This window comes from Variovorax sp. M-6, from assembly GCF_052114385.1.
Lineage (GTDB): Bacteria > Pseudomonadota > Gammaproteobacteria > Burkholderiales > Burkholderiaceae_C > Variovorax.
In genome coordinates this window covers 1-9,829 of the sequence record NZ_JBFREQ010000070.1, presented here as the reverse complement: position 1 = coordinate 9,829, position 9,829 = coordinate 1, and the positions used below count along the sequence as shown (strand labels likewise).

At 69.8% G+C, this 9,829-nt stretch carries 10 protein-coding genes and 1 pseudogene; all 11 read right to left on the bottom strand.

Annotation, left to right across the window (positions count from 1 at the left end):
* Window positions 1-1,221: AMP-binding protein (locus AB4Z46_RS34785; RefSeq protein WP_442288111.1), on the bottom strand; the 1,221-nt coding region annotated here is incomplete at its 3' end.
* Window positions 1,222-1,241: 20 nt separating this feature from the next.
* The gene (locus tag AB4Z46_RS34780; protein ID WP_442288110.1) at window positions 1,242-1,655 is read right to left on the bottom strand and encodes a MaoC/PaaZ C-terminal domain-containing protein; all 414 of its coding nucleotides are present in this window, start codon (window positions 1,653-1,655) and stop codon (window positions 1,242-1,244) included.
* The gene (locus tag AB4Z46_RS34775; protein ID WP_442288109.1) at window positions 1,652-2,122 is read right to left on the bottom strand and encodes a MaoC family dehydratase N-terminal domain-containing protein; all 471 of its coding nucleotides are present in this window, start codon (window positions 2,120-2,122) and stop codon (window positions 1,652-1,654) included. The genes AB4Z46_RS34780 and AB4Z46_RS34775 overlap by 4 nt, the downstream gene beginning before the upstream one ends.
* A 26-nt stretch (window positions 2,123-2,148) precedes the next feature.
* Window positions 2,149-3,312 (bottom strand): thiolase family protein, encoded by a 1,164-nt coding sequence (locus tag AB4Z46_RS34770; RefSeq protein ID WP_442288108.1) that lies wholly within the window; start codon window positions 3,310-3,312, stop codon window positions 2,149-2,151.
* Entirely contained in the window at window positions 3,309-4,478 is a 1,170-nt protein-coding gene (locus AB4Z46_RS34765; protein ID WP_442288107.1) for an acyl-CoA dehydrogenase family protein, read from the bottom strand. The genes AB4Z46_RS34770 and AB4Z46_RS34765 overlap by 4 nt, the downstream gene beginning before the upstream one ends.
* Before the next feature lie 5 nt (window positions 4,479-4,483).
* Entirely contained in the window at window positions 4,484-5,650 is a 1,167-nt protein-coding gene (locus AB4Z46_RS34760; RefSeq protein ID WP_442288106.1) for an acyl-CoA dehydrogenase family protein, read from the bottom strand.
* Window positions 5,647-6,738, bottom strand: a complete 1,092-nt coding sequence (locus AB4Z46_RS34755) for an ABC transporter ATP-binding protein (protein WP_442288105.1) — start codon at window positions 6,736-6,738, stop codon at window positions 5,647-5,649. Before AB4Z46_RS34755 ends, AB4Z46_RS34760 begins: the two co-directional genes overlap by 4 nt.
* Window positions 6,735-7,802, bottom strand: a complete 1,068-nt coding sequence (locus AB4Z46_RS34750) for an ABC transporter ATP-binding protein (protein ID WP_442288104.1) — start codon at window positions 7,800-7,802, stop codon at window positions 6,735-6,737. The genes AB4Z46_RS34755 and AB4Z46_RS34750 overlap by 4 nt, the downstream gene beginning before the upstream one ends.
* 5 nt (window positions 7,803-7,807) lie before the next feature.
* A complete protein-coding gene (locus AB4Z46_RS34745) occupies window positions 7,808-8,731 on the bottom strand; it encodes an ABC transporter permease (RefSeq protein WP_442288103.1) in 924 nt (307 codons plus the stop codon).
* Window positions 8,724-9,641, bottom strand: a complete 918-nt coding sequence (locus AB4Z46_RS34740; protein ID WP_442288102.1) for an ABC transporter permease — start codon at window positions 9,639-9,641, stop codon at window positions 8,724-8,726. Before AB4Z46_RS34740 ends, AB4Z46_RS34745 begins: the two co-directional genes overlap by 8 nt.
* Window positions 9,638-9,829 (bottom strand): annotated as a pseudogene (locus AB4Z46_RS34735) (ATP-dependent acyl-CoA ligase); the annotation flags it as partial. The pseudogene AB4Z46_RS34735 and the gene AB4Z46_RS34740, both read right to left, overlap by 4 nt.

The following is a 9,829-nucleotide window of genomic DNA, read 5'->3' as shown; positions in this document are numbered from 1 at the left end:
CTTGTAGTAGCCCTTCATCAGCACGTAGCCCGCGATGCAGATCTCCCCCACCGTCCCGCTCGCCAGCGTCTCGTTGCTCTCCACGTCCGCGATCCGGATCGCAACGCCCTCCACCGGCCGGCCGTTCGTGCCCGAGCGCTTGGCCAGCGAGTCGCCGCAATCGACGCGGCACACGGCATTCGAGGTCTCCGACATGCCGAAGACGCCGACCAGCTCCGGCACGCCGAGGGTGTGCGTCGCCCACAGGAAGGACGATCGCGACAGGGGCGCGCCTGTGCCGGTGCGCAGGCTCGACAGGTCGTAGCGTGCACGCTCCTCGAAGGCCATCAGGTCCTGCACGATGGTGTCAACGAAGAACCCGACGGTGATGCGCTCGCGTTCGACCAGCTCGCAGAAGGAACGGGGCTCGAAGCGGTCGACGATGACGATCGCCGCACCCGCCATCAGCATCGACAGCGTGTAGCCGGTGCCGGTCGCCGAGAACAGCGGCACGCACGACAGATAGCGGTCGGCCGGCGTGAGGTGCATGCGCGAAACCGTCTGCCAGTTGTTCTGCAGCAGCGCCCCATGGCAGACCTGCGCGCCCTTGGGAAACGAGGTGGTGCCCGAGGTGTAGAGGATCTGCGCGACGTCGTCCGGCCGCACCGCGGCCATCGCCGCGCGCAAGGTGTCGTCGGCCGCGGCGCCGCCGAGCCGTTCACGGCCCGCCTGCTCGACGGCCTCGAAGGGCGCGATGCCCGCCGCAAGCGGCGCCGACGCTACGGCGATCACGCGCCGCAGCATCGGCAGCCGCGCGCTGCGCCAGGCGCCGTGGACCTGCCTCGCCCAGTCGGGTTCGAGCTGCGACAGCAGCGCCAGGTAGGCCACGCCGCGTGCCTCGTCCTGCATGATGAGCGTCGAGGCATCCGACTGCGCGAGCACGTATTCGAGGTCGTTGGCGCGAAAGCGCGTGTTCACCGGCACCAGCACGGCGCCGATCATCGGCACCGCCCAGCGCGCGATCATCCATTCGGCACGGTCGCCCATCCAGAGCGCCACCTTGTCGCCCGGGGCCACGCCCTGCGCGAGGAGGCCGCGCGCGAAGGCGCAGGCGCGCGCGGCGAGCGTGGCGAAGTCGATGCGCTCCGATCCGCACACGACGGCCTCGCGATCGCGGTGCGTCGCCGCGGCCCACAGCAGCGCGTCGCCGAAGGTGCAATCGATCCAGTGCGGCTGCGTCATGGGGTCGGCGCTCGATTGGCTCAGCGGCGCGGGAGCCGCAAGGTGGCTTCGCCCGAAGCCACCGCGCGGCCGGCCACATCGGCGTCGAGCCGACATTGCACGTCGTCGGGCGCCTCGGCGCCGCCAAGCGCGGTCACGACCGCCGCCACATGCACCGCGTCGCCCGGCCGCACGGGCGCAGTGAAGCGCGCGGCGATCCGGCGCACCTGCCCCGCAGGACCGGCCCAATCGCTCGCCGCCCGCGCCATGAAGGCCATCGTCAGCATGCCGTGCGCGATCACGCCGCCGAGCCCGGCGTCGGCCGCGTACTGCTCGTCGTAGTGGATCGGGTTGTAGTCGTCCGAGGCGCCGGCATAGCGCACCAGCTGCTGGCGGGTGACGGGATCGGTCGTCAGTTCGAAGCGGCTGCCGACGGCGAGGCTGCGAAGGTTCATGCCAGGCTCCGCTTCTCGACCTGGGCGAGCGAACGGTAGACCGTGCTGCGACCCGCGGTGAAGACCAGCTCGCCCGTCTCGTCGCGCCCTTCCACGGCCTGGTGCAGCAGCTCCATGCGGCCCTTGCTGCCCTGCTTGTCCTCGACGCCGACGAAGCGCACGCGGCAGGTCAGGCGCATGCCGGCGACGATCGGCCGCGCATAGTCGAAGGAGGTCTGGCCCGCGACCACGCGGCGCCGGTCCAGCGGCGCGAACCATGGCGGCTCCTTCGGCGGCCGGAAGCAGGTCGGGAAGGTGGGTGGCGCGACCACGTTGGCGTAGCCCTGGGCGCGGGCGTGCGCGGGATCGCGGTAGAGCGGATTGGGGTCTCCGATCGCATCCGCGAACTTGCGGATCGCACCCGGCTCCACCTCCACCGTGAAAGGCTCCGAGAGTTGTCCGATCAGCGATCGGTCGATTTCCGTCATGCAGGTCTCCTTTGCCGGACGGGCGATCAGTCGAGACGCTCGACGATGGTCGCGGTCCCGAGTCCGCCGCCGCAGCACATCGACTGCAGGCCGTAGCGCCCGCCGCGGCGCTCGAGCTCGCAGACCAGGTTGGTCATGAGGCGCGCACCGGTCGAGCCGAGCGGGTGGCCGATGGCGATCGAGCCGCCGTTGACGTTCACCTTGTCCAGGTCCGGCCCCAGCTCCGCCAGCCAGGCGCCGAGGATCGACGCGAAGGCCTCGTTGATCTCGAACAGGTCGATGTCCGCGAGCGAAAGCCCGGCGCGTTCGAGGATCCGGCGCGTGGCCGGGATCGGCCCGGTCAGCATGATCTCGGGATCGACGCCGACCACCAGCTGGGCCTTGAGCCGCGCCCGGGGCCGCAGGCCGAACTCCCTGGCCTTGGCGGCCGTCATGAGCAGCAGCCCGGCCGCGCCGTCCGAGACCTGGCTCGAATTCGCGGCGGTGATGCGGCCGTCGGCGCGGAACACCGGCTGCAGCCCGGCCAGTTTCTCCGGCGTCCCGCCTCGCCGCACGCCTTCGTCGGCCCCGAGACGCTCGCCGTTCGGGAGCGTCACCGGCAGCAGCTGCGTGGCCAGGTGGCCCGCATCCTGTGCCGCGGCCGCCAGCGCGTGGCTGCGCAAGGACAGCTGGTCCAGCCAGCCGCGGTCGAGCTTCCAGCGCTCGGCGATGCGCTCGGCCGCCTCGCCCATCGTCGGCATGGAAAGGCGCTCGACCAGCTCCGCGGGATGCCGGCGGCCGTACTTGGTGTCGTCGTTGCCGCCCGCCGTGCGCGACATCAGCTCGACACCACCCGCCAGCACCACGTCGCAGACACCGCTGCGGATCATGCTGTCGGCGAAGTGCACCGCCTGCTGCGACGACCCGCAGGCCCGCGTGACCGTCACGCCGGGCACGCTGAACGGAAAGCCGCCCACCAGCGCGGCGGTGCGCGCGATGTTGCCGGCCTGCTCGCCGACCTGCGCCGCGCAACCCGCCACCACGTCGTCCACGCGCTCGCGCGGCACGCCCGTGCGCTCGCACAGCGCGGTCAGCACCTGGGCCAGCAGCGCCGAGGCGTGCATGTCCTGCATCGCCCCGCCGCGGCGGCCCACCGGCGTGCGCACCGCGTCGACGATCACCGGCTCGCGGTCGTCCAGTCGCACGCTCATTCCTCGGCCTTTCCAGCCCACTGGCTGTTCTTGCGCTTGAGGATGTGGCTGGCGATCATGTTCTTGTGGATCTGCAGCGTGCCGCCGTAGATCGAGCCGCCGCGCACTTCGCGGTAGCGGCCCTCGACCGGGTATTCGGTCATGTAGCCGTAGCCGCCCAGAAGCTGGATCGCGTCGTCGCAGATCTCCTTGGCCGCCTGCGCCACATAGACCTTGGCCACCGAGGTCTCCAGCGGCGACGGCAGGCCGGCCGCCGTGTTGGCCGCGGCGCGCCAGGTCAGCAGCTGCGCGGCCTCGAGCTTGACCTTCATCTCGGCGAGCATCCACTGCAGGCCCTGGAAATCGGCCAGCTCGCGGCCGAACTGCTTGCGCTCCTTCACGTACGACAGTGCGTAGTCGTACGAGGCCTGGGCCGAGCCCAGCATGCGCGCGATGCTGCCCAGCCGTTCGACGTTGTAGACGCTGATCAGCTTGCCGAAGGCGTTGCCCTCCGCCAGGATGTTGGCGCGCGGCACGCGGCAGTCGCTGAAGAAGAGCTCGTACTGGCGCTCGCCGGCCATGTTGACGGTGCCGGACGAGATCGTCAGGCCCGGCGCATCGTGCGGCAGCAGCAGGGCACCGATGTCGCTCGCGCGCCCGGTATTGCCGAAGCGGCAGTACAGCAGGGTGGCATGGTTGTCCCGGGCGGCGCTGATGAAGATCTTCTGGCCGTTGATGACGACATCGTCGCCTTCGATGCGCGCCCGCGTCCGCATGGCCGTGGCGGCCGAACCCGCCTCCGGCTCGGTGATCCCGATGCTGATGCCGATCTCGCCGCGCGCGACGCCGCCGACGAAGACCCGCTTGTGCTCCTCGTTGCCGATCTCGAGCACCGCGCCGACGGCGCCGGTCGAGGTCCGGTGCGTCAACCCGCCCATCGTGGAATCGACGCTCTGCACGACCTGCAGCAGCAGCAAGGTGTCGAGCAGCGGCATGTCGAGACCGCCGTACGCGGCCGGGAGGTTCAACCCCAGCAGGCCGTTCTTCGCCATCTCGCGGCGCAGGCCGTTCAGGGCCTCGGCGGTGCCCTTGGCGTGGGCCTCGTGGGCCAGGGGTAGCAGCTGGCGGCACAGCTTCTCGGTGGCCGCCATCATTTCGCGCTGCGAAGGGGAGATCTGGAAATCCATGGTGGTCAGCGCTGCAGCGTGGAGTCGAAGGATTCGCCGAGCTCCGCGGCGCCGATGATCTGCGCCGTGCGGTCATGCCCGACGTGCAGCACGTGCGTGTCCAGATCGCGCACCAGCCGCCCGAGCGGGAACTCGTCGAACAGCGCGGTCGAGCCGGCCAGCATGATCAGCGTGTGCGACATGGTGAGCGCCGCGTGGGCGCAGATCGACTTCGCCTTCATCGAGGCCAGCTCCGAGGCCAGCACGTCGCCGCGGGTCCAGGATTCGATCGCCTCCTCGAACACCACCTGCGCGCCGTGCAGCAGCGTCTGCGATTCGCCCACGCGCAGTTGCACGAACGGGTCCTTGCCGCGCCCGCGCTCCTTCAGGCCCTGGATCACCCAGTCGTACGCGCCTTCGATGGCGCCCAGGTAGTTGGCCGCGAAGCCCAGGTGGAAGCGCCCCTGCCAGCGTCCCTTGGGATAGGCACCGGGTTCGCCGAGCACGTGGGTGTGCGGGATGAAGACGTTGTCGAGGTAGATCTCCGGGCTCGGACAGGCGCGCATGCCGGTCGGCCGGTACCAGTCGTGATTGGCCGTGACGCCCTTCATGCCCGGCTCGACGATCACCATCAGGTGGCTCTTCAGGTACTCGGTCTCGCCTTCGATCGAGGCGAAGATGATCGCCAGGCCGTTCTCGAAGCCGTTGGTCGCGTAGTTCTTGCTGCCGTTGACGATGTAGCCGCCATCGACCGGCTTAGCGGTGGTCTTGAGCACATACATGTGCTTGCGGTTGGCTTCGCTGCCGACGAAGGACGAGAGCTTCATCGACTGCGTCATCGGCTTCACGAACATCTCGCGCTGCTGCGCCGTGCCCATCTCGTCGAGGGCCCAGGCCACGTGGTTCTGCACCTGCATGCAATGCGCGGTGCCCGGCGATCCGCGGGCCACCGTGCGGATGCCCTGCAGGAAGGTCGCGGGGTCGCTGGACGCCACGTTGCTGCCGAGTCCGCCGTGGTCGCGGCGCACCGTGGCCGTGAGCAGGCCGAGATCCCAGAGGTCCTGGAGGTTCTCCATCGGCATCGAAGCCTCGTCGTGCGTGGTCCGCTCGCGCTCGCGGAACTTGGTCCGGGCCAGCTGGTCGAGTTTCTTGAACAGCGGCGTGTCCAGGACGGCATGGGCTTTGAATGTCATGAGGTTTCCTTGAGGTGAAGGCGGCTTTCGCCGGCAGGCAGGACTTCGGGAGGAGGCACCGCGCGGGGCGTGGCGAGCACGCCTCGCATCGGCACCAGCGTTTCGGCGTAGTGGCAGGCGACCCAGCGACCGGGCCCCAGGGGGCGCAGCTCGGGCTTCTCGTCCCGGCAGCGCGCGCTCGCGTGCGGGCAGCGCGTGTGGTAGGGGCAGCCGCTCGGAGGGTTCATCGGCGAAGGGATCTCGCCCGAGACGGCAGCCTCGCCGTCGCGCTGCCCGCTGCGCGCATCGACGGAGGCGATCAGCGCGCGGGTGTAGGGATGGCGCGGGTCGCCGACGATGTCCGCCGTGTCGGCGATCTCCATGAACTGGCCCAGGTAGAGCACGCCGATGCGCTGGCTCATGTAGGCCACGACGGCGAGGTCGTGCGAGATCAGCAGGTAGGTGAGGTCGAGCCGCTGCTGCAGGTCCTTGAGCAGGTTCAGGATCTGCGCCTGGATCGAGACGTCGAGCGCCGAGACCGGCTCGTCGAGAATCATGCAGCGCGGATTCAGGCCCAGCGCACGCGCGATCGAGACCCGCTGGCGCTGCCCCCCGGACAGCTCGTGCGGAAAGCGCTTCCCCGCGTCGCCGGGCAGCCCGACCAGTTCGAGCAGTTCGCGCACCCGCGCATCCAGCGCCTTGCCGCCGAGCGCGCGATGGATGCGCAGCGGCTCGTCGATGATCCGGCCGATGCGCATGCGCGGATTGAGCGAGCTGTACGGGTCCTGCAAGACCGGTTGCAGCGCCAGGTGGAAGTGTTCCCGCTCGGCCTTGCTCAGTGCCTGCAGGCTCTGTCCGCCCACCTCGATCGAGCCCGAGGTCGCGGGCTCGGCGAGCATCAGCATCTTGGCGATGGTGGTCTTGCCCGATCCCGATTCGCCGACCAGGCCGAAGGTGCTGCCCGACGGCACGTCGAAGCTCACGCCGGCGACCGCCTGCAGCGGCCGCGGACGCCCGAACAGGCCGCGCCGGATCTGGTAGACCTTGCGCAGGTCGCGCACCCTGAGATAGGCCTCGCGCTGGGCCGCGCTCTCGTCGAAGCGGTTCATCGGCTGACCTCCTGCAATGCCTCGGCGGACCGGCGCGGGCCGGCCGGCACCCTGGTGTCGTACGCACCGAGCCGCTGCTCGGTGAGCCAGCAGGCGACCCGGCGCTCGCCCTCGTTCCACTCGAACCAGTCGGGGTACTGGGTGCTGCACTGCGCGACCGCGAACTTGCAGCGCGGCTGGAAGCGGCAGCCTTGCGGCAGGTTCGCCAGCGTCGGCTGCTGGCCCGGGATGGCGGCCAGCCGGCGGTCGTAGGCGGCCAGCGCGGGCACGGCCTGCAGCAGGCCGACGGTGTAGGGATGCACCGGGCGTTCGAAGACATCGCCGATCGGACCGGATTCGACGATGCGCCCGCCGTACATGATCGCCACGTCGTCGCAGAACTGCGCCGCGAGATGCAGGTCGTGCGTGACGAAGACGATCGCCATGTTCTGTTCGCGCTGCAGATCGCGCAGCAGGTTCAGGATCTGCAGCTGCACCGTGACGTCGAGCGCGGTGGTCGGTTCGTCGCAGATCAGCAGGTCGGGCGAGAGCGCGATGTTGATCGCGATCGACACCCGCTGGCGCATGCCGCCGCTGAACTGGAAGGGGTAGCTGTTGAGGCGCTCCTCGGCGGCCGGGATCTTCACCTTCTCGAGCACCTCGATGCACTTGCGCTTCAATGTCGCGCGGTCGGTGATGTTCTGGTGATAGCGGAACACCTCCGCCACCTGGTCGCCGATCGTGAAGAGCGGATTGAGCGAGGTCATCGCATCCTGCAGGATCATGCCGATCTCGCGGCCGCGCACCTTCTGCAGCTCGTCCTGCGACATGCGGGCCAGGTCGCGGCCCTTGAACAGGACCTCGCCCTCCACCAGCCGCCCGTTCGACGGCAGCAGGCCCAGCATCGACAGGCAGGTGATGCTCTTGCCGGAGCCGGACTCGCCGACGATCGCAAGCGCGCGGCCGGCCCCGACCTTCAGGCTCACGTTGTCGACCGCGGTGACGACGCCGGCGCCGCCGCGCCCTGCCGCCTGGCGGCTGCGCAGCATGGTGGTGAGGTTGCGGGCCTCGAGGAGTGGCTTCACGTCGTTCACCATGCCCGGGTCAGGTTGGGGCTGAGCCAATCGCGCAGCGCGTCGCCCAGCAGGTTGGCCGACACGACCGCGAGCATCAGGACCAGGCCCGGAATGCCGCAGATCCACCAGGCGGTCTCGAGGTAGCCGCGGCCGTCCGCGATCATCGAGCCCCAGGACGCCGTGGGCGGCTGCACGCCGAGGCCGAGGAAGCTCAGCGTGGCCTCCAGGATGATGATGATGCCGACGTCCAGCGTGGCCAGCACGATGAAGGTGTTGACCACGTTGGGCGCGATGTGCTGGATGATGATGCGCAGCCGCGAGGCACCCGCCAGCCGTGCCAGCAGCACGAAGTCGCGCTCCCGCAGGCTCAGTGCCTCGCTGCGGGTGACGCGTGCGAAACGCGCCCAGTTCGCCAGGCTCAGCACCAGGATCAGGTTGAACATCGAGAAGCCGATCGCGCCGACCAGAACGAGGGCGAGGATCACGGCCGGCAGCGCGAGCTGGATGTCCGCCAGCCGCATGGCCACGGCATCGGCGACACCGCCCAGGTAGCCGGCCGCGATGCCCAGCAGGCCGCCGAAGGCGCCGGCGACCGCGACCGCGCACAGCGCGACGAAGAGCGAGACCTGCGCCCCCCAGATGGTGCGCGACAGGATGTCGCGACCCAGCTGGTCGGTGCCGAACCAGTGCTCCGCCGAGGGCGGCTTCAGCGTGGCCGACAGCGAGATCGCCGCCGGATCCTGGGGCGCGAAGACGCCCGGGAACAGCGCGCACGCGACCAGTGCCAGCGCCAGGAAGGCGGCGACGCCGAACTGCAGGCGCGACAGCCACAGGCTGCGCCCGGCGGTCGCGGGCAGCGCGACGCGCACGTCGGCCGGCCGGCGCAGGACCTGACGCCGCGCCGCGCGGTCGGCGGCCGGGGTGGAGACTTCATGCATAGCGGATCCTCGGATCGATGGTGGCGTAGACGATGTCCACGGCCAGGTTGACGCTGGTGAAAATCAGGGCGCCGACCGTCACTGCGGCCTGCACGACCGTGTAGTCGAGGTTGGAGATCGATTCGAGGATCAGCCGGCCCACCCCGGGCCAGGCGAACACGAACTCGACCGAGACCGCGCCGCCCATCAGCACGCCGAACTGCAGCGAGATGAAGGTGATGACGGGCAGCAGCGCGTTGCGAAGCGCATGCCGATAGACGATCACCCGCTCGGGCACGCCCTTGATGCGCGCCAGCTTGATGTACTCGGAGTCCAGCACTTCGGTCATCGAGGAGCGCGTCAGCCGCATGATCCCGGCCGAGGAATACCAGCCGAGCGCCATCGCGGGCAGGATCAGGTTGACGGAGCGGCCGTAGCCCCCGGTCGGCAGCCATCCGAGCTGGATGGCGAACAGCCGGATGAACAGCAGGCTGAAGAGGAACGGCGGCGCCGCCTGGCCCAGCACCGCGAAGACCTTGGAGAACTGGTCGATCCAGCTGTCGCGCCGCACCGCCGCGGCGACGCCGAGCGGCACCCCGACGGCCACGGCCAGCCCCAGCGACGTGAGCGTCAGCAGCAGCGTCGGCCCGAGGGCATCGATGACGACCCCGAGGGCCGGCCGCGAGAAGCGGTAGGACATGCCCAGGTTGCCCCGGACCAGATCGAGCAGGTAGGCGCCGTACTGGATCACCACCGGGCGGTCGAGACCCATCTGGTTGCGCAGCAGCTCGCGATCGGCCTCGGTGGCCTCGGGCGGCAGCATCAGGTGGGTCGGGTCGCCGACCTGGCGCACGATCACGAAGATGATCAGCGTCACCAGCAGCACGGTGATCGTCGACTGGCCCAGCCGCCGCAGGATGTAGTGGATCATCGGTTGGCCTCCTGGCGGGCGCTGGCCGCCGCTTCGTCGAGCGTGGCCTGAGCCCTGGCCTTGAGCTCCAGCTTGCGGATCTTCTGGCTGCCCGTCAGCGGCCAGCTCGTCACGAACTCCACGTACCTCGGCACCTTGTAGCTCGCGATCGACGCCTTGCAGTACGCCTGCAGCTGCGACGCCTCCAG

Coding starts and splice junctions, on each gene's coding strand:
- AB4Z46_RS34780 (WP_442288110.1), bottom strand. CDS start 1,655: ATGAACCTTCGCAGCCTCGCCGTCGGCAGCCGCTTCGAACTGACGACC.
- AB4Z46_RS34775 (WP_442288109.1), bottom strand. CDS start 2,122: ATGACGGAAATCGACCGATCGCTGATCGGACAACTCTCGGAGCCTTTC.
- AB4Z46_RS34770 (WP_442288108.1), bottom strand. CDS start 3,312: ATGAGCGTGCGACTGGACGACCGCGAGCCGGTGATCGTCGACGCGGTG.
- AB4Z46_RS34765 (WP_442288107.1), bottom strand. CDS start 4,478: ATGGATTTCCAGATCTCCCCTTCGCAGCGCGAAATGATGGCGGCCACC.
- AB4Z46_RS34760 (WP_442288106.1), bottom strand. CDS start 5,650: ATGACATTCAAAGCCCATGCCGTCCTGGACACGCCGCTGTTCAAGAAA.
- AB4Z46_RS34755 (WP_442288105.1), bottom strand. CDS start 6,738: ATGAACCGCTTCGACGAGAGCGCGGCCCAGCGCGAGGCCTATCTCAGG.
- AB4Z46_RS34745 (WP_442288103.1), bottom strand. CDS start 8,731: ATGCATGAAGTCTCCACCCCGGCCGCCGACCGCGCGGCGCGGCGTCAG.
- AB4Z46_RS34740 (WP_442288102.1), bottom strand. CDS start 9,641: ATGATCCACTACATCCTGCGGCGGCTGGGCCAGTCGACGATCACCGTG.